Annotated in this window: 22 protein-coding genes and 1 pseudogene; 6 read left to right on the top strand and 17 right to left on the bottom strand. The window is 33.0% G+C overall.

Going from position 1 to position 19,985, the window contains the following annotated elements; genetic code table 11:
- The 3 genes and pseudogenes from Q3V31_RS30985 to Q3V31_RS16775 all read right to left on the bottom strand — a co-directional run.
- Nucleotides 1-150: pseudogene (locus Q3V31_RS30985) on the bottom strand (BC_2427 family protein); the annotation flags it as partial.
- Between the two features lie 142 nt (nt 151-292).
- Nucleotides 293-988: a CsxC family protein gene (locus tag Q3V31_RS16780; protein ID WP_001295001.1), complete on the bottom strand. Its 696-nt coding sequence runs from the start codon at nt 986-988 to the stop codon at nt 293-295.
- A 628-nt stretch (nt 989-1,616) separates the two neighbouring features.
- Nucleotides 1,617-2,387, bottom strand: a complete 771-nt coding sequence (locus Q3V31_RS16775) for a GNAT family N-acetyltransferase (RefSeq protein WP_000638725.1) — start codon at nt 2,385-2,387, stop codon at nt 1,617-1,619.
- 322 nt (nt 2,388-2,709) lie between these two features.
- Here Q3V31_RS16775 and ycaC point away from each other — a divergent pair, with 322 nt between their 5' ends.
- The gene (gene ycaC, locus Q3V31_RS16770) at nt 2,710-3,345 is read left to right on the top strand and encodes an isochorismate family cysteine hydrolase YcaC (RefSeq protein WP_001279447.1); all 636 of its coding nucleotides are present in this window, start codon (nt 2,710-2,712) and stop codon (nt 3,343-3,345) included.
- 332 nt (nt 3,346-3,677) lie between these two features.
- Here ycaC and Q3V31_RS16765 read toward each other — a convergent pair whose 3' ends face one another.
- Nucleotides 3,678-4,421 (bottom strand): BC_2878 family exosporium-associated protein, encoded by a 744-nt coding sequence (locus Q3V31_RS16765; protein WP_329765632.1) that lies wholly within the window; start codon nt 4,419-4,421, stop codon nt 3,678-3,680.
- A 255-nt stretch (nt 4,422-4,676) separates the two neighbouring features.
- Between Q3V31_RS16765 and Q3V31_RS16760 the strand changes: the two genes are divergently transcribed.
- Nucleotides 4,677-4,997, top strand: a complete 321-nt coding sequence (locus tag Q3V31_RS16760) for a hypothetical protein (protein ID WP_001062734.1) — start codon at nt 4,677-4,679, stop codon at nt 4,995-4,997.
- Between the two features lie 54 nt (nt 4,998-5,051).
- Here the strand turns inward: Q3V31_RS16760 and Q3V31_RS16755 are convergent, their stop codons facing one another.
- The 5 genes from Q3V31_RS16755 to Q3V31_RS16735 all read right to left on the bottom strand — a co-directional run bounded on the left by Q3V31_RS16755 (nt 5,052) and on the right by Q3V31_RS16735 (nt 10,619).
- Nucleotides 5,052-6,587 carry an MDR family MFS transporter gene (locus Q3V31_RS16755; protein WP_329765631.1) on the bottom strand — a complete coding sequence of 512 codons (1,536 nt, stop codon included), beginning with the start codon at nt 6,585-6,587 and terminating at the stop codon, nt 5,052-5,054.
- Nucleotides 6,588-6,610: 23 nt separating this feature from the next.
- On the bottom strand, nt 6,611-7,318 hold the full coding sequence (locus Q3V31_RS16750; protein ID WP_000401025.1) for a polymer-forming cytoskeletal protein: 708 nt from the start codon (nt 7,316-7,318) through the stop codon (nt 6,611-6,613).
- A gap of 18 nt (nt 7,319-7,336) precedes the next feature.
- Nucleotides 7,337-8,047 (bottom strand): bactofilin family protein, encoded by a 711-nt coding sequence (locus Q3V31_RS16745; protein WP_016129691.1) that lies wholly within the window; start codon nt 8,045-8,047, stop codon nt 7,337-7,339.
- A gap of 13 nt (nt 8,048-8,060) precedes the next feature.
- Nucleotides 8,061-8,684, bottom strand: coding sequence for a YhbD family protein (locus tag Q3V31_RS16740; RefSeq protein WP_329765630.1), 624 nt, complete (start codon nt 8,682-8,684; stop codon nt 8,061-8,063).
- A gap of 159 nt (nt 8,685-8,843) precedes the next feature.
- The gene (locus Q3V31_RS16735) at nt 8,844-10,619 is read right to left on the bottom strand and encodes an SgrR family transcriptional regulator (protein ID WP_329765770.1); all 1,776 of its coding nucleotides are present in this window, start codon (nt 10,617-10,619) and stop codon (nt 8,844-8,846) included.
- Between the two features lie 62 nt (nt 10,620-10,681).
- Here Q3V31_RS16735 and Q3V31_RS16730 point away from each other — a divergent pair, with 62 nt between their 5' ends.
- Entirely contained in the window at nt 10,682-11,887 is a 1,206-nt protein-coding gene (locus Q3V31_RS16730) for an MDR family MFS transporter (protein ID WP_001016125.1), read from the top strand.
- Nucleotides 11,888-11,902: 15 nt separating this feature from the next.
- Here the strand turns inward: Q3V31_RS16730 and Q3V31_RS16725 are convergent, their stop codons facing one another.
- The 8 genes from Q3V31_RS16725 to Q3V31_RS16690 all read right to left on the bottom strand — a co-directional run bounded on the left by Q3V31_RS16725 (nt 11,903) and on the right by Q3V31_RS16690 (nt 17,239).
- Nucleotides 11,903-12,607 carry a YjgB family protein gene (locus tag Q3V31_RS16725; RefSeq protein WP_139265925.1) on the bottom strand — a complete coding sequence of 235 codons (705 nt, stop codon included), beginning with the start codon at nt 12,605-12,607 and terminating at the stop codon, nt 11,903-11,905.
- Between the two features lie 24 nt (nt 12,608-12,631).
- Complete coding sequence (locus Q3V31_RS16720) at nt 12,632-13,477, bottom strand: DUF5700 domain-containing putative Zn-dependent protease (RefSeq protein ID WP_090813555.1); 846 nt, start codon at nt 13,475-13,477, stop codon at nt 12,632-12,634.
- Between the two features lie 256 nt (nt 13,478-13,733).
- Nucleotides 13,734-14,129 carry a cytosolic protein gene (locus Q3V31_RS16715; RefSeq protein ID WP_071746243.1) on the bottom strand — a complete coding sequence of 132 codons (396 nt, stop codon included), beginning with the start codon at nt 14,127-14,129 and terminating at the stop codon, nt 13,734-13,736.
- A 79-nt stretch (nt 14,130-14,208) separates the two neighbouring features.
- Complete coding sequence (locus Q3V31_RS16710; RefSeq protein ID WP_000638425.1) at nt 14,209-14,451, bottom strand: GlsB/YeaQ/YmgE family stress response membrane protein; 243 nt, start codon at nt 14,449-14,451, stop codon at nt 14,209-14,211.
- Nucleotides 14,452-14,574: 123 nt separating this feature from the next.
- The gene (locus Q3V31_RS16705) at nt 14,575-15,540 is read right to left on the bottom strand and encodes a nucleoside hydrolase (RefSeq protein ID WP_090813556.1); all 966 of its coding nucleotides are present in this window, start codon (nt 15,538-15,540) and stop codon (nt 14,575-14,577) included.
- A gap of 84 nt (nt 15,541-15,624) precedes the next feature.
- A complete protein-coding gene (locus Q3V31_RS16700) occupies nt 15,625-15,813 on the bottom strand; it encodes a DUF3970 family protein (RefSeq protein WP_000621876.1) in 189 nt (62 codons plus the stop codon).
- Between the two features lie 69 nt (nt 15,814-15,882).
- A complete protein-coding gene (locus Q3V31_RS16695) occupies nt 15,883-16,668 on the bottom strand; it encodes a class I SAM-dependent methyltransferase (protein WP_000085736.1) in 786 nt (261 codons plus the stop codon).
- Nucleotides 16,669-16,870: 202 nt separating this feature from the next.
- Nucleotides 16,871-17,239 carry a hypothetical protein gene (locus Q3V31_RS16690; RefSeq protein ID WP_090813557.1) on the bottom strand — a complete coding sequence of 123 codons (369 nt, stop codon included), beginning with the start codon at nt 17,237-17,239 and terminating at the stop codon, nt 16,871-16,873.
- Between the two features lie 484 nt (nt 17,240-17,723).
- On the opposite strand from Q3V31_RS16690, the gene Q3V31_RS16685 reads away from it, so the two are divergent.
- From Q3V31_RS16685 to Q3V31_RS16675, 3 genes are all read left to right on the top strand, one after another.
- On the top strand, nt 17,724-17,876 hold the full coding sequence (locus Q3V31_RS16685; RefSeq protein WP_071734354.1) for a YqbF domain-containing protein: 153 nt from the start codon (nt 17,724-17,726) through the stop codon (nt 17,874-17,876).
- Between the two features lie 170 nt (nt 17,877-18,046).
- A complete protein-coding gene (gene exsC, locus Q3V31_RS16680) occupies nt 18,047-18,481 on the top strand; it encodes an exosporium protein ExsC (protein ID WP_090813558.1) in 435 nt (144 codons plus the stop codon).
- Between the two features lie 293 nt (nt 18,482-18,774).
- Entirely contained in the window at nt 18,775-19,977 is a 1,203-nt protein-coding gene (locus Q3V31_RS16675; RefSeq protein WP_090813559.1) for an MFS transporter, read from the top strand.
- The last annotated feature ends 8 nt before the right edge of the window (nt 19,978-19,985 follow it).

Below are 19,985 nucleotides of genomic sequence, written 5' to 3'. Positions count from 1 at the left end.
TTTTGATTCAGTTTCTTTACTTTCTTTCTCTGATTCAGTTTCTATACTTTCCTTTTTTTCTCTTATTTCGCGCGAATCATCTTGAACATTCAGCATTTTCCACTTGTATACTTTGTTCCATATTTCCTTACCAACCCATGGCTTATTCATCACCATCCCCCCATCTGATGAAATTCAAAAAAATATGTTTTTTGTACGTGACCATTTCATCATTATATATGTTGTATAATAATAAAAAAGACATTGTCTTTTTATCAAAGACAATGCTTTTTTATTTTTATACTTGTACTTGTTATACTTGTACTTGTTGTACTTGTAAAACTTTTAAAGTAAGATCTAGTACAATTTTTTCACGAAGAGTTTCAAATGGCTCATTTAATTCTGTTGGACAAGGGGAAAAGTCTAATTCGAAAAATTGAGCGCTGACTAATTCGCAATACGGTTGTTCATTGTAAAAAACTGTATTTTCGAAGAAGTATTTGTCTAAACGTGGTAGATCACCATTTTTAGGATTAATAAAGTGAGAAGTAGTATCTGAGGAAGCAGCTACTATAGCTTGTGATAGAAAATCACCAGCTGTTAAATCAGCAAAACCAGAAAATGGAACATTAGCAATGCGGTCATATAGCACTCCATTACACTCGTCATTTGCATATTCAATGTTTTTACGAATATATCCTTGTACAAATAATTTTGCTCTTGTAACTCGGCGGTAATTTGTACCTGGTACTGGAGTAAATGCTACAGGAACTAACTTACATTGTGTTAAAAATGCATTTTTTAAGATACGTTTAATTTCAACTGCTGGAGGATCTAATGAAATATCAGATTCTACAACAATTTGAATCGTTCTTTCTGCTAATACAACTGGTATTTTTACAATCGGTGTTCCTGGCGTAGTAATTGGCGTTACAGGTGCATCACTTAATGGTGTTTGAGTTTGTCCTACTACCTGACATGGTACATTAATTGGGCATTGTTCACTCATATTTTATAATCTCCTTTTATACAAGTTTTTAGAGTTTTTTAACTCTCTATACTGTATATGTATCTCTTCTATTAATGCGTGGGTTCCTGTAATAGTTACTTTCATCATTTACAAAAAAATAGCAATTTTTTGCTAGTTAAAACACACAAAACTAAATATATTGAGCCTTTATGATTATCTACCTATACAAAAAGAGAATTTCTGAACCCTCATAGTGGAAGTAGGAACTGATGGGTTAATTATATTCAATAGTAATGGAATAGGATTTTTTTCATTTAATACTATCTATACAACAAAAAATCAATATTGGCGGTACTCTATTAGTAAAAAAATAAAAACCGACTTAAAAAAGTCGGTTTTTATTCCCAAAATTTTGCGAACTCCCTCAATCTTACCATTGATATTGTTTCTTTTTTTCAAATTTATCAATTCTTCTAATAGAACCAATCCGATTGTCATTCTTTCCCTTAACTTCATTAATTAACATCTGTTTCAATGCCTTTAACTTTGGTAAAATCACCTTCGGATAGTTTATATTTGCGATTATAGAAAATAAGTCTAATAAACATTAATTTAATAAGGTTGGCTAGCCTTATTACGTTGTATAATTTGTACACACACCGTTCATTTACCTATTATTCACAAAATAAGTATCATACGCTTTATCAAAAACATATCCTAACTTTTCAGCTAGTTTAGCAGAAGTGCTATTCGCTGCATCCCAATTTGGATATTTCCCCTTTTCTAAACAATCCAATATTAAGGCTGCACTAACTACTGTTCCCAATCCCTTTCTTCTATGATTTGGGTCAGTAGCAACTTCGATTTCAATACCATCATCATAAATACTATATGATGATGCACCACATACGACTTCTCCATTATACAAAATACAATAACCTATACCTCGATTTACATAATCATCTATTGAACGGAATTGGCTTATAAAATCTTCAGAAACCTTGTGTAATGATGGGTTATTCGCGATATGCTCATCTACCTTTCTTAATTCATATCCTTTTGGAAGTGCCGATATAAAAGATTGTAATTTTGTATGATTAAACACTTCTGAATTTCTTTTAAATTTATATCGTAAAAACTTATCTATTTTTCTTTCGTTGAATATTTCTAAACGCTTTTTCCATTGATCACTATTTACGATTACTAAAATTCTTTCAGGGATGTTACGTAATAACTCTTCTGTCTCTTTTGCATTTGGATCTCCAGTATAAAATGTGAAAATCCCTACCGTAACTTGCGCTACTGTCGGATTTTCAAGATTATTTACCCAAGCGGTGCCCATATGTCCTTGTAAATAAGAAAATAACACAACATTATTAAAATCCTCAAACATAGAAACTAATTTTTTTCTAGTATGTATATTTGCTTCATATATCATTTACATTCCCGCTTTCTATAAAATCAATATAACTCTATATCTTTATGAATCAACTTAAATAACTTTTTTACTCATCCGTTTATTCGTCATATAAGCAAACGCCTATTACACTTAAACTTCATATAATTATAAATTATTCACAAATATAAAATTATTATAACATCTATTCAAAATAGAAAAATTTACTTTTTTTTGATTTTAAAACACACATCTTTTCATCTAAATAAAGCATATTTGTTGATAAAATTTTATACGTATACCAAATCTATCTAAATAACTGTAAGATTAATTTATAAATAAGCTTTTTAAGGGGGATAATAAAATGTCTGATTTCTATTCTCGTCTTTCAAAAAGTGATGCCGCTGTTCTTCTTGTGGATCATCAAACTGGTCTTATTTCCAGCCTAGTGCGTGACTATGGTGTTGATGAGTTCAAAAACAATGTTTTAGCTCTTGCCCATACCGCTAAGTTTTTTGATTTACCGGTTATTTTAACAACTAGCTTTGAAGACGGTCCTAATGGTCCACTCATGCAGGAATTAATTGAACTATTTCCAAATGCGCCTAAAATAGCGCGTCCTGGACAAATTAATGCGTGGGACAATGAAGAATTCGTAAAAGCTATTGAGGCAACAGGTAAAAAGCAGTTAATAATTGCAGGCGTGGTTACTGATGTTTGTGTTGCGTTCCCAGCTCTATCTGCTATCAATGCAGGGTATGAGGTGTTTGTTGTAACTGATGCATCTGGAACTTTTAATAAACAAGTTGCTGATGCCGCTCTTATGCGTATGGCTCATGGAGGGGTGCAACTAATGAACTGGTTTAGCGTTGCAGCCGAATTACAGCGCGACTGGCGAAATGATATTGAGGGCTTTGGAGCTTTACTTGCTAAGCATCTTCCAAGTTATCAAAATATCATCGGAAGTTATAGGGCAGCTCAAAAAGAATTTAGTAAATAAATTACTCAAGTTTAAATAACTATTTAAACTCAATAATGACTACCAATAGCAATTCACATAATTAAGAAAAGGGCTACTTCAATAGCCCTTTTCTTAATTACTTTACAAATATTATATGACCTCTTTCATTACATTTAAAAATACTTAAATAATATTTCTTAGTTTTACTGTTATGGATACTTTCATAATTTATTGTAAAAGAACGTATCATGATAGGAATTTACACATTGCAATTAATCGTACAACTAACCGCTCTATATACTTCTAACATTCATATTAACTATGTGATTTTTGCTTTATTACAATCCACCTAGTATATGTAAAAACCCTCATTATATTTTAGGAGGGTTAATCAATTTAACAATTGACTTGTACGTATTATTGTCATTCATTATCATCTTTTTCATCTCTTCTATTTCTACGTTACCAGTTCCACTCTCTATTTTTAAGCAGTTCGAAATAGTAAGATATCCACTTGATGCGAAAAGAATAATAAACGTAATATCAGGAAAATTAATGAACAGTAATCCGAATTTCAAGGGATTTGTAGCCGTATCCGATAATATCAATCGAAAATCTAATAGTTCTGGCACTTGAACAAAATCTTTAGAAACAATCGCTTCACCTACTATTGTAATTTGCTTTACTACATTCCCAAGTTCATCTGTAAATTCAATACATCTAGGCGCATCAATTGTTTTTGCTTGTAGAGATAAATTCAATTCAGAATTATAAAAGTCGAAAAAGAGTGTACTTCCCTCCGTTAAACACTGTGGACAAACATTTCCAAGGAGACTAAAATCCTCTTCAATAAATTTAACTTTCGCTTTACAATTACACACTTTTCCTATTCGAATCGCATCAATCTTTGAACAATCTACAAAAATAACATCATTGTCCTCTTGTACAAATGACACGATACCGTTCATCTTGTTAAATGAAAGAAAATAGGATACAACACTTTCCTTTCCGGCTATTACGATACTCTCAACCTTAGTAAAAGGTTCTAGACTTTGTAAAAATTCACATATGCTATTTTGACAACATTGACAATTTCGTTTCGGCTTGCAATCCACTTACATTCAATCCCTTCCCTTTATGTTTTTATCTCATACACATAATATGAGCGGGATATAAAAAAAGCTTGGACAATATAATTTTAACGTAAGGATATAATTATTCACTCATAACATCAATAAGGAAATTACACCAATAATAAGTAATAACACATAATTTTTACTATAAATACATATAACAATTTCATCTTTCAATGAAAAAGCGTTATAATGAGGTGTAGCCTCTACGATTACGTTATAAAGGAGATTAAAACAATGGCTAAAATTAAAGTGTACCAAGCAAAAGAAGAAAATATGGAAGCAGTAAAAAACATCATTGATGTTGAGGAACAAAATCCAACTGCTGAAAACTTACAAAATCTATACGCATGTGTATTAGAAACTGAAGATATGGCATTGCCTGAATCATACATTGAAGAAGATATCTTAATTGATTCTATGGAAGTTATGGTTAACGCTTCTCAAAGCAAGCTAAGAGACTTAGGTGCATACGATGTAATCGAAGTTCAAAACAAAGGTAAGAAAACACAAGTTTTATTATTAGCAGACGAAGAATACGAAATTATCGAAGGCTAATCTAAATCCGTACATACGAAAAAGCTCCCTTCCAATTGGAAAGGAGCTTTTTCATTACGCTTTTGATGTTTCGCTCTTTTTATTCATTTGTTTTTTCTTAATTACCATACGCTCATTTCCCATAAAGAAAATAAATATGAATGCTAAACCTGCTGGTACTAATGCCCACATAAATGTTTGAACAATGGAGCTAGAAAGAGCATCAATAATTTTATCTAATATTTGCGGCGGGATTTGAGATCTTGCCGATTCTGATAGAATAGCTCTTGAATCTCCTAAAGCGTTTGTATTCATTCCCCCGCTCATCCCTTTAAATGCTTCTTCTAATTGATTTTGGAAACCTGTTCTTTGGATCATTCCGAAGATTGTAATACCTAGTGTCATTCCTAATGAACGAATGAAATTACTCGTTGAAGTTGCAGATCCGCGCTGTTCCATACCGAAGTTATGAATAGCTGCCATACTTAGTACAGAGAATGAGAAACCTACTCCAAATCCAATAATAATCATATAAAACGTTAATAATATACGACTTGTTTCTGGCGTTAACGTACTTAATAAAAATAGTCCAATTAGCATAATAACCGCAGAAATAATCATAATGTTTCGGTAGCTAAGCTTCGTCGTTAAAAATCCGCCTAATTGCGCTGTTACGACTGATCCTAACATCATCGGTAAAAGTAATAATCCTGAGTTTGTTGCGCTACCACCATATACGCCTTGAATAAATAACGGAATATACACAGTTGCTGACATAAATGCAGCCCCGTAACATAATGCAATAATTGTACTCATTCCGAATAGACGTTGTTTAAACATCTCAAATGAAATGATTGGTTCTTCTACTTTTCGTTCAATAACGATAAAAGCAATTAATAAAATAGCGAACCCAGCAAATAAACTTAAAATAAAGCTAGAATCCCAATCATATTTTTGTCCGCCTAGTTCTAGGGCAAACATTAAACAAACTACTGCACCAACTAAAGTAATTGCGCCAAACCAATCAATCTTTTGCTTTCTATGAACTCGTGACTCTTTATAAAAGAATGTAATAAAAATAAGCGCTAAAATGCCAAGTGGTAAGTTAATATAAAACACCCAGTGCCAGCTAATATAATCCGTAATATATGCGCCAAGTAATGGCCCGAAAATACTTGATAAACCAAATACTGCTCCGAATAAACCACCCATTTTCCCACGCTTTTCAGGAGGAAAAATATCAAAAACGATAGTAAACGCAATCGGCACTAATGCCCCGCCGCCAATACCTTGAATGGCACGATAAATACCTAACTGTGTAATATTTTCAGCAGTACCACAAAGTGCCGAACCAATCATAAAGACGATTAAACCGAAAATAAAGAATCTTTTTCTACCATACATATCTGATAGTTTACCGAATATCGGCATACCTGCCATTTCTGCGACCATATAGGCAGAAACGACCCATACAAAGTTTTCAAGGCCTCCTAAGTCACCAACAATCGTTCCCATCGCTGTTACGACAATGGTATTATCCATTGATGCCATTAAAATACCCAGCAATAAACCGGCAACAACGAAGCCGAGTTTATTATTTTTCTCAACCATAATCTTGCTCTCCCTCATACTACTTATATTTGTTTATGTTCTTTTACGACTGTATTACCTTTCTGATTAAAACTAGTATGATATTCTACAACACTAATTTCACAGCCAGGGCCTATTATAACATGATTTCCCCTTACTACGTCTGCTATTGTATGTTCTAAATAAATATCATCCCCCTCAATAATTGATGTTTGAAGGCTTCCTGTATGACTTGTAAAAGGAATAAATCTCGATTTTTTACGTACTGTAATCTTTTTTCCACCGATTTCTCTCACTTTACTTCCTTCATAACGAATTGAGATTTCAATATTTTCAGCATTAAGTAATCCATCACTTTCAAGACCACCAGTTAGTGATAATTCTTCTACTTCAATATCTCCCTTCACATTTAAAGCACCTTTCACATCTACGAAATCACCTGAAAACCTTCCTTTTACTTCAATCATACCTCTTACTTTTGTTTTTTCAATATGAGCATCACCATGCATTTGTGTATTGCCATATATTTTTATACATTCCGCATCTACGTTTCCTTGTACTTCACTATCCCCATATACGATATAGTTTTTAACTTTCATATTACCGCGTACATCACTCGTGCCGTACGTTTTAAATTCATTACAACTCATATCATTAGAAATTGTTCCTTCACCGCGTATCTTTACTTTATTATAATCTCCGCCTGCTGAACTACCAGAACCATTTACAGTAAGACTATGTTGATGTTCCATACTCATTTCTCCCTTCCTTTAAACCTGCTTAATTTCTTTTACATTTGCACTTTTATCAACAGTAAGAACACCAGTATATTCAATAAGTTCTATCTCACAGTTCGGTCCTACTGTGACATTGTTTCCCCTTACCGTTTTTATGTGAGCATAATCAATATCGATATTGTCACCTTCTAACAATTCAGCTTCTAACTGTAAGCCAAATACTGTTTTAAAAAGTCTACTAAAAGCACTTAATCTATGTTTTACTTTAATGGTTTGGCCACCAATTTCTTTCGCTCTACATGTACCGTGAATATTTATATTAATTTCATCTGCGCTTAATAATCCACCAACTGTAAATTGCCCTTCTGAAGAAAAAATATCAACTTCACAATTACCATCAATCGTCGCTTGACCGTTGATTTTAAATTCTTCACCAGTTACATTACCACCTATCGTCCCTTTTCCTGCAATTTTCAAAGTGGTTGCCTTTACATCTTGTGTAATTGTCCCTTTCCCATCGATTCGCATCGTTTCTGCACTAACTGTACCCTCAACTTTGCCTGATCCGCTAATTCTCGCATTGCCACTTTTCAAATCACCAGTAACAGTTCCGTAACCATTACATTCAAATTGGTCGCATTCAACGTTTCCGTTAACAGTTCCTTTTCCGTTTAGCTGCACTTTATGAAACTCTCCACCGTTTGATGAACCATATCCGTTTATAATTAAATTTTCTGTACGCATTATTTCTCCTCCACTACAACAGTTTAGTTTTTAATGCTTCGGTATATTTCATAATCGCTTCGCGTAAAACAATTTTGGTGCCTTTTTCAAAAATTAAATCGTCCACATTTGAAACTAAGAAACATGTAGAAATACCTAACTTTCGGACGATGATTAAGTCACAAGTTTTATGTTTAATTGCTTCATAATTTTCACGTAAAACTTGCAAGACCATTTTTCCTTCTTCTAAACTAATCTCTCCCGATTGTAGTAATTCTTCTAACATATACACATAAAGAATATCTACAAATTGAAATTCTGCTGTTTTATTCGTTTGTTCTATAAAGAATTGTAAAACTGTTTCTGATGCAATACCCTTACGTAACAAATCATCCTTTGTTAAATGCATTTCTGTCACGCTCGGTGAAAACATATTTGCTAATTCATCTAGTGATAAATCCTCTTTCATCGTTTGGATTTTATCAATACGTTCTAATATCTTTTCTTTCGGAAAAAATGTTTCCTGGCCTGTGAACGTTGACTTCCGTACAAACCAATCTTCCGGTATTAAATTTTTTCTCTTCCACCTATATAACTGTCCGTATGAAATACCAGTTAGCTCTAATAAATCTTTTTTTGAAATTAAATCTGTACTCAACTGTATATCACTCCTTCCTGATAACAATGTAACATAACACTGTTACGCTGTAAATAGACTTTTATCGCAAATAGCGTAACAATGCGTAAAACAAACATGACTTGCACACAAAAAAGGCTCTTACACATCTCATAAAAAATGCGTAAGAACCCTTATATATCATGGTTTAAACCATATTTCATAAAAATCAATCCAACCTTGTGAATTAATTATTATATTTTGTATTTTTTCGTGTGAACTTACTTGCTGTTTGTTACGGTACAAAGGAATGATATGAATTTGACGTAACAGTGTATCCTCAATATCGCGTAACAGTGCAACTCGTTTCTCTACTTTACTCTCCATAAAGTACGGCTGTAATGTTTCGTTAAAGTTTATATTGCTTTGCTGATGAATAAAACTGTTTTTTGTAAGAAACATGTATAGTAAACTCTCTTCAATACGCTCGCTAATTGTCGCACTATCATGCATAATATCAGCCTTTTGTATCGTACTAATTTGCAATAACTCTTCTGTTTCAAGAAATTCAATATCAATTATAATTCCATATTTCGCACATTCTTTTTGTATCCAATTTGAATCTTCAACATGATCTTGTCCTGTAAATGTGTATAGTCGCAATGTTTCATTACGGTAAGAACTTTCTTTAATAAGCGTATTTATGTCCTCATTTATATGTATTGTACCACTCTTTGTTAGCACTAATTCTTCGGCTATCTCTCCGCGTGCTCCTTGTAATTCCGCAACGATCGCCTTGCTATGAATGATTTTATATAAAGCTTTTCGAAATATCATATCTTGCATAGGTCCTTCTTTTGCAGTATTTAACGTAATGTATGTTACATTCGACTCAAGTCGAGTTAGTTCTTTATGATGCTTTACTATATTTTTAAAACGTGCTTTCGCTAATATATCGTACGTATTTACTCTGTGCTCTACATTCCATAATTCAATTCGATCCAGAAATGGTCGCTCGCGAAAATATAAATCATTTACTTCTAATACGAATACATCCTCATTCTTTTCACATAACCGAAACGGTCCAGTACCAATTAACTTCCCGCCTCCATCTTCATTTACAATAGAACACTGTTCTGTACTTAAAGCATGTAAAAACAACTTATTATCTGTAGATAAACGAATCTGCACAATATAGTCATCAAGAATATGTAAACTTTCAACGTGTTGTAACATCCAAGCATGCGGATTATTTTTCACTTTCATAAATCGTTTAAATGTCTGTTCAACATCATAAGCGGTTAGTTCTTTTCTATTATGAAATGTAACACCTTTTCGTAAATAGAAGGTCCACATATATTTCTGGTCATCATATTCCCAATAAAACGCAAGTCTTGGCTCTACACTGTTTGTATTTCCGTCTACATACACTAATGTGTCGTATATATGTTTTACCATATGACATTCCGAACGCATCGTAGCATATAGAGGGTCTAATGCAATATCTAGGTTCATTTGGACTTGCAAACGTAGCACATCTCTTCTCCCTTTAGGTGTCCTTTCGACTTGATAACCGAATATCGAATCAATCCACGTTTGAAATTGCGTTTGCAGTAATGGAAAATGCGAGCTATATCTTTCAATAAATGCACTTCCGCTTTTTACATCCCCTTGTTTCGTTATTTCTTTTCCTCTTTCTAAAATTAAAGAAAGTGGATGTTTTTGAAATAACAACTTTGAACGATTGCCTCTCCCTCTGCCTGGAAACCACATAATCCAATTTAATTCTTCTAATTTTTTTATGATGAGTTTACTATTTCGCTCTGTACAAAATAATGTTTCAGATATATTTTGTATTGTTACTTCAAATTTATCTCCCTCTGCTCTCCCTTTTCCATACTGGAGCCATAGGTGCATATATTGCTCCAAAATAATCATAAAACGCCCCCTAAAAGATGAAAAATCTTCCTCTTTCATTCTACCCTTTTTCATTTCTAGCTTCCATCTTATCATTTCAATATAGAGAGGAGGAATTAAAAATGAATCATCTTTTAAAACGTTATAATAAGCCCATCCTCATTCGGTTGTTCGGTGAATTGTTAGTCCGAACGACTGAAGCGATGCTAGCTATCATTTTTATTGTTCACGTTAATAAAGCTTTAAATGGTAATGTGATAGTTACAATGCTTCTTTTCGGATTACAGCCACTCGCTGATATTGTATTTACATTAATCGCTGGGGGTGTAACAGATAAATACGGTCGTAAGAAAATCATGTTACTCGGATTACTTTTACAAGCTTTTGCCGTAAGCGGATTCGTTTTTGCTGAATCCGTCGCCTTTTTCGCCTTATTATATGTCATAAATGGTATTGGCCGCTCTTTATACATTCCGGCACAGCGCGCTCAAATCGCTGACTTAACGAAGGAAGAACAACAGGCAGAAATATTTGCTGTTCTTCATACTACGGGAGCAATCGGCTCTGTAATTGGCCCATTAATCGGCGCCTTTTTCTATACTAGTCACCCTGAGTATTTATTTATTTTGCAAGGTGTAGCCCTTACGCTATATGCTATTCTCGTTTGGACGCAGCTTCCTGAAACAGCTCCACTCATGAAAAACGTTAATAAAACGAAAGAAGTATATTCGCCAAAACAATTTATTTCAAAGCATTACGCTGTGTTTGGACTTATGGTTTCTACGCTACCGATTAGTTTTTTCTACGCCCAAACCGAATCGAATTATCGTATATTCGCCGAAAGTGTATTTCCAAATTTTCTATTTGTACTCGTGTTTATCTCAACTTGTAAAGCAGTCATGGAAGTGATTCTCCAAATTTCCCTTGTGAAATGGTCTGAACGATTTTCTATGCCTAAAATAATTGTTATTTCCTATACTTGCTATACGTTAGCTGCGATTGGCTACGGTTATTCCACAACAATATGGTCATTATTCTTCACATTGCTCTTTTTAGTAATTGGGCAAAGTATAGCTTTGAATCACTTACTACGATTCGTTTCACAAATCGCTCCAAGTCATAGACGCGGATTATATTTTTCTATATACGGTATACATTGGGATATTTCAAGAACTTGCGGGCCTTTTGTAGGTGCATTGTTATTAAGTAAATTAAGCGGTAGTACTCTATTTTATATTTGTGCCTTCTTATTAATAATCGGTGGTATCATTCAAGCTTTTTTTGTTCAATCGTTAGAAAGAAACAAAACAAAAGAGCTGTCCCTATAGGAACAGCTCTTTTATTTAACCTGCCATTTTATTAATACTATCCTCCGGTGAGAACACAGAAATGTGATCTACTTTACCAGTAGATTTCGGAATAACGAATTTCAACTCAAACTGATTATTTACTTTATAATTGTATATTTTATCATTACCGTTGACTTTAACAGACGCTGGTTTTCCTAAAGCCTTTTCGATCTCTTGTAACGTAATCACTTTAAGTTCTGAATGGTAAGATCGAACGTCAAAGACCTGTGATCCTTTATTAAAGCCAAATGCAACATTTTTATTTGTAAACGTCGCATACATCCCGTTTCCTGCTTGCTCCGTCTTATCAGCTTTCCCCCACGCCTTCTCTATTTCTTCTATATCACCTGTATGCGCCGCATATGGAACATTAGGTACTTTACCTACTTTCGCTTGCTCAAATAAATCTTTAATATGATTAATTGATTTTTGATTTATTGCTGTATTGTTCGAATTAGAATCTGCTGTAGGTTTTGCTGAATCTTGATTTTTTGGTTTTTCCACAGATTCTTTCTCTTTTTTTTGAGCGGTGTCCTCATTCTTTTTACCCGTTTCTGACGTATCTCTCTTTTTTTCCGTACCATTTTCTGATGTTGAATTAGTTTGTTTATTTTCCTCAGCGTTATTACACGCGGTTAAAGCTGCTACACACGTTAAAGTTAGGAATAATATAAGCACTTTCATATATACTTTCATCATTTTCAGCCTCCCTCTTCAACATATTCACTTTTGCAACCATTCCATAACACTACTCTTCAAATTATTTTTTCTCCAAAAAGTAAGTGCCTCGGTTTCTCCGAAAGTATGGACTATATACTCTATATATGATGTTCCTAAAAAATAACCGAGTCGGTTGTATCCGAAATAGTTCCCTCCTGATAAACGGAACCATTCTTTCTCTTTTTCATCTGTCCATCCTTTAACATAATCTTGTAAAAAATGTTTCTTAATTTGATCTTTATGTTCTTCATAGCAAAACAACCAATCGTCTCCATCATTATCATATGAATAATAGACTGGTTTACTTAATCCTTTAGCTATTCTTTGCGATAAATATGTCGCGACTCCCTCACGATATAAACTAACCGCTGCATCAGTCCATTGTGCTTTAGTCCAATCCATTCCACTTTCTTGCAATACGAAATTGTGATATATATGTCCGATTTCATGGGCAACAATAACACGAAGATGCTCCCTTTCAGGAGATAATTTTTCTGCCGCAAGAAATATATCCCCAATAATATCTCTTTCTACAAATGCATTAGAACCAAATCCACCTACAAATAGATGAAAAGTTAAATCTATATTAAAACCAAATTGAATGCGATACTCCTCACTCATTTCTTGAATAATAGATGGTAAAGTTTCCGAAATAATATGAATGTCTTCTAGTTTTTCAGGATATTTTTTAATTGCACTAGAAAGACGTTCTTCTGTCTTAGGACAATGATAATTAAAATATTCTTCGAATGCTTCTGGATACATATCATAATAATTGTTCAAATCATGTAATCCTATATCATCGCTTTCCAAAATCTTCAAAAACCTTGGAATTGTATTGTTAATCATCTTATTCATCTCCTTGTATACACCTTCTCTCCATGCTCTTTATATCCTTCATTAATAACTTAAAATAAACTGTCACAAAAGCTCATTTAAATGCAAATAACCAGCTGGAAGTAAATATTCATTCCCTGCTGGTTTAATATTTTTTCTTTCTATATTTTATTCAAACCATTTGTCGCCATCATAACTCCATTAAGACTGCCTATTTATATAATTAAAAAAGCTGTCCTATTTAAGGACAGCTTCAAAATATGTATATTTACACTTCGATTGATTTACCGTCTTCAACGATATGGTAAAGTAAGTGAGCTAAATGATGAATTGGACCATACTCTTCCTCTTCTTCATTTGTTTCACCTTGGAATTCAAGATCATTTAAGTATAATGCTAAAAATTGATAGTATAGTTTTAAATCAAATCCGTAGCAAGCACTTGGTTCTTCATGATCTCCTTCATATTGTAACATTAAGTATTGATCATTACCTTCTGCATCTTCAGCATCAAAGAATACGAAGAAACCAACGTTTGTATCTAAATCAAATAGATGACGAGTACCTTTTTCTGTTGCTTTATTGAAGTCCTCTTCACTTAATTTATGTACTGTTGTCGCTTTTGCATTATCTTCTTGATGGAAATTTACTGTGAATGATTTCAATGCTGACACCTCCTGATTGTATAACAGTAGCATAACATATAAAATGGACTGCTTACAAATGTAAACAGTCCACCTATCTTCATTTCCGAATTGCTCGTAACAGAAAACTCACGATGAAGATTAAAATAATCGCACCTATTAAAGCTGGAATAATTGCAAAGCCACCAATAACAGGACCGAATTTACCAAGTAATAACGAACCAAGCCAAGAACCGATAATACCAGCAATAATATTACCAATTACACCGCCCGGCACATCCTTTCCAGTAATTAAACTTGCAAACCATCCTAATATACCACCGACGATTAAATACCAAATCATATGATAACCTCCTGTATATTTAACCAATATAAATAAAATCTGAAACAATTGCTTACCATTAGTTATGTTACATTTTTCGTAAGTTATTCGTCTTATGAAAATCATTCAAATCTGCTCAACCAATTAAGGACAATCTGGCTTCAATATTGTTCTCATAAATTCGTCTTTAAACGCTTGATAATTAAATTCAACGGCGATTCTTTGTATCGGGCGATTATCAAATCGTGTTGGCTCAGCAATTTTTCTAAAGTCAGCTACACTTTGACCTCTCGTTACATCATTCGTCGTACTAATCCAAACTGCTGATTTTTTATATTCAAAAATATTATCATTTATAAAAGAAATGAACGGAAGTAAATCGTGGATCGGACTCCCAGCAATACCTGGGTATTCTTTTTTATAAAAGTTTTCAAAATAAAAATCAATCATTGGTTTAATAAGTTTCACCTGTCCGGTTCCTTCTTTATCAATAATATCGACCATTTCAGGCGTAATAAGAGCGCGCTGCGTTACATTTAACGGATATATAGTAGCATTCTTCGCGTATTTCATAACGATATTCGCCGCAATTGGATCGCCGTAAAAATTAGCTTCCGATACTGGTGTAACGTTTCCTGGAAAAAGAAAAGCACCACCCATTATATAATAAGAACATACTCGATTCATTAAATTGGGGGACAATAAAAATAATGTTGCAAGTGTTGTTAATCGTCCCGTCGCCACTATAATAATATCTTCTGGACAAGGCTCAATTAATTTAATCAATTCACAAAAATTTTCTCTTTCACAAATTCTCATTTTCGGTGGAATAATTGGACCTAAACCGTGATCCCCATGAATTTCAGGAAAAAATAAAGGTTCTTCAGCTGTCATCGGTCTACTGGCACCTTCGATAATCTTTACTTTTGTAGCATAGTATCTTTCTAAAAAATATACATTTTCGGTAACAATTTCTCTTGATACATTTCCATACTCTGCAACAATACCTAAAATATCTAATTTGCATGTTTTATTCGCATAAATTAACGTTACCGCATCATCAATTCCAAAATCTCCGAAAAAGATTATTTTTTTATTAACTTTCCTCACCCCTCTCCAGCATAATCTACTATCATTATTATGCGAAAAAGACAAGGCGGTGAAACAGAGATAATTAAAAAAGCCGCCTATTTATTACTTATTGGCGACTTCAATCTTTTTATAAGATAAATATGCTAGTACACTTTTGCTTGAATCATATTTCGGATTATTCCCTTTTCTCGGTTCTCTCATATGTGTTTTTTCAAACCCAGGAATATCAGGCATTCTTTGCAAAAATTCAAGCATTTCTTCCTCAGTTCCTTCAATACGTACACGAATCATTATTACTATTCCTCAATTCTCATTTTCTCTGTACTAAGTATATCGTACTTCAGAAACTCTGCAAGAAATTTATCTTTTTAATGTTGAACTTTTTTTACAGACAAACAGTGCCATCTCAGTATAGAACGACTCTACTTTATTATTATCAAAGTGAATGTTGAAGAATTCCTGCATTTCGTTTGATGTTTTCATCATACATTCTGTTAACTTTACGCGCTTTGGCACAGGCACATCCATCATATCGCACCACCAGTCAAAATCAAATTTTTTGTCAAAAGTAAGACATGACTGCATTTGTAAACCATGTTTTTCTAATAAAGTAATCCATTCTGTTTTTTTCAAAGCTCGTTCATGGCTTGGATCACGTTTTTTTTCAATAAAATTATAAAATGTATCAAACTCATTATTTTCTGGTGAAACATTATCTATTAATATAAATAATCCTTCATCCTCTAACGTTCGATGTACTTCAAAAATAAATTGCGAAGGGTCAACAAAATGATGTGCTGCAATTCGGCATGTAATTGTATCAAAAGATTCTTCAGCAAATGGTAACCTTTCTGCATGTCCTGCTACAAATGATACATTTTCATGCCCGTTCCCTTCTATAAAACCTTTTGCCTTTTCTAACATTTTTTCTGTTAAATCAAGAGCGACTACCTCTTTAAACATTGGGGCTAACAGATTAGCAACATGTCCACCACCAGTAGCAATATCAAGAAGACGATTATTATGACGAGACGCTACTTGTTGAACTACATATTGTAAATCTGGTCCTTTTGCATGAATTTTACTTTTCACATATTTTTCCGCATTATTACCAAACTGTTGTTTCACAAGCTCTTCTCTACTCATTTTATCATCTTCTTTCTATTGGTATTTAAATATACAGGATTCATATAATAATTAAAATTCTCTTTATATATTTTCAAATCCTCTTTTCCGCTCACTTCTTATAACGCTGTCATCATTAACAGAATATTAATATTAATTTTACGTTTTACCATTAAACAAAAAAGGCTACGGGAACTTGTCCCCTAACCTTACTTAATATCTATTACATTTTTATTTTTTCATATATATCTATATAAAATAAATCCTCTTTCAACTTCATAATAACTTCTACTTCGTTATAAGTAGCCTCACGAGCATGTAAACCAAATTGATCCATGCCGATCCATATCCATCCAGGTGTATGATATAGAACATCTATGTTAAAATAATCTAATTTAGTAAGCTCCGATTTAATAAATTTATCTTTATTAGCGATTTGTTTATCTATTAAGCCATATTCTTTTCCATTTTCAAATAGCGATATAATTTTCCCTACAATGGGATGTTCACGAACAACAAAGTGATATTCCTTTTCCTCCACATTCACCACAATCAAACGAGAATCAGATAAATCAGACCGTAATTTCGACATATTTATTCACCTCCTTTATGAGTTTCATAAACATAATAACAAATGAATATTCAAATAAAATTAATATAATGTAAAAAATAAAAAAACTGACTTCTCTTTAGAAATCAGCCTTTATTTTTTGATCATCTTTATATTTTTACAAACTATTATAATGTTTCTTTTTCCTCATCATTTCCGGATACTAAATTTCCAATAGCATCTGCCGTTACTTCAACTACAAATTCACAAATCCCTGCTACAACTTCTCCAATTACTTCCTCCATCTTTCTACCCCCTTGTTTAATGGAACTTATTTGTATTATAGGAGATATTAGTTAATTTAAACTATCGGCAAAGGTGACAAAAACATTACATATTTGTAAGCTATTTCAATGTTTTTTGAATTTATACTTCTCCCCTTTGAAATTTTAAGTATTATTAACAACCAGATAGGTCATCATAATATAAAGTATTTAAGGATCCTAATTTAAAGGAGGCGTGTAAAATATACTACGTAAAACTAATTAAAGGTCAATCTTTCTATGCTTTTGATCATCGATTCTTAGTGTCTTATGAAGAAGAGGTTTCGGAAAAAATTTTTAATTACTTACGCCGAAATGAATTCTTCGAAGTACGTAAAGAAGAATATTCTGCCTAAAGTATGAAAAGCATCAAAAAATGACTCTCATAATTGGGATTCTTTCTTGATGCTTTTATATTATCTCCCTTTATTCAACATTACTCCTCAATTCTCTTAAAATCTTATAGTATATGTCCAAGCTAATTCATCGTCATCTTCATATTTTAGTATATGAGGAGGTGACGAATATGACTCATATCATTGATTATCAAGCTACTCAACCTTTAAATAAAACCGGTGAAACAACTTTTGCAATTCCCCATCCCCCAGAAAAAGCAATTCTAGCAAGTATTAAATTAAAAATTTCAAGAAGAGATTCACGTAATAATCGAGTAGAATTAATTGCTACAGTTGGGGTTAAAGGTATAACTGAGATTTCACAAGTTTTATTCCGAATTTTCCGTGACAATACAGAAATCTTCAACGCTCAAGTAGGGATTGAATCTACAGATTCTGAGCAATTTTACGCACAAACATTTCAAGCTATAGATCAAAATGTTAGCTGCGGGACTCACGAGTATTCATTAACTGTAGAAAACCTTACTAGTGGTGCAAGTGCAGACATTGTTGGTCCTCTGTCTTTTAGCGGTTTAGCTATTGGACAAGATCATAAGTGTTGCTAATTTAATCTATTTTGGTTTTTTGAAAAAAGTAAGACGTATTATCTGCGTTCTTACTTTTTTTATTTTCCACACACTTACCTTCCCTTTGAATTTACTTGTGAATTTTTTGTATTTTTAGTTACCCATTGTATCACTTAATTCATCATTTTTTTACAAATCAAAAAGATTGAAATCAATTAATGAAACACGTAATATAGACTCTGACTCTAAAAAAGTTCGTTAAAAATAATACATAAAATAAGGAGGTTTTATATACGAGTTTTTCATTTTAAAAGACGGAGAGGTTTTACATTATGTGGCGTAATAAAAATGTTTGGATTGTGTTAATTGGGGAGTTTATTGCTGGTCTAGGGTTATGGCTTGGTATTCTTGGTAATCTTGAATTTATGCAAAAATACGTCCCTTCTGATTTTATGAAATCCGTTATATTATTTATCGGACTGTTAGCTGGTGTTCTAGTTGGCCCAATGGCTGGGCGTGTCATTGATCAATATGAAAAAAAGAAAGTTCTTCTATACGCTGGATTCGGTCGTGTTATTAGTGTTATTTTCATGTTTTTCGCCATTCAATATGAAAGTATCGCATTCATGATTGCATTTATGGTTGCACTTCAAATTTCAGCTGCATTTTATTTCCCTGCATTACAATCTGTAATTCCTCTAATCGTTCGTGAGCATGAGTTATTACAGATGAACGGTGTACATATGAATGTTGGTACAATCGCTCGTATTGCGGGTACTTCACTAGGTGGAATTCTTTTAGTTGTAATGAGTTTACAGTATATGTATGCCTTCTCAATGGCAGCATACGCTTTATTATTCCTCTCAACTTTCTTCCTACAATTTGAGGATAAAAAGTCAACTACTTCAAGTAAAGAATCAGCTAAAGATAATAGCTTTATGGAAGTATTTCGTATTTTAAAAGGAATTCCTATTGCTTTTACAGCACTTATATTAAGTATTATCCCTCTATTATTTATAGCTGGATTCAATTTAATGGTTATTAACATTAGCGAAATGCAACATGATCCAACGATTAAAGGATTTATATATACAATTGAAGGTGTCGCATTTATGTTAGGTGCCTTCGTTATTAAACGTTTATCTGACCATTTCAAACCTGAAAAATTGTTATATTTCTTCGCTGTTTGTACCGCTTTTGCACACCTTTCATTGTTCTTTAGCGATATAAAATGGATGGCTCTTACATCGTTTGGTTTGTTTGGCTTTAGTGTCGGCTGTTTCTTCCCCATTATGTCGACAATTTTCCAAACGAAAGTAGAAAAAAGCTATCACGGTCGCCTCTTCTCATTCCGTAATATGTTTGAGAGAGTTATGTTCCAAATTGTCTTACTTGGAACTGGCTTCTTCTTAGATACGATTGGGTTACAATATATGGTTCTCATCTTCGGAGTTATTTCGTTGTTGATTATTTTTATTTCCTTATCTAAGCAGAAACAATTTAAAAAACAAACGTCACAATCTGCGAATATGTAAAACTAATA

The organism is Bacillus nitratireducens (assembly GCF_036320425.1).
GTDB lineage: Bacteria > Bacillota > Bacilli > Bacillales > Bacillaceae_G > Bacillus_A > Bacillus_A nitratireducens.
Note: the sequence above shows the minus strand (reverse complement) of the source record. Positions and strands in the feature narration are given on the sequence as shown.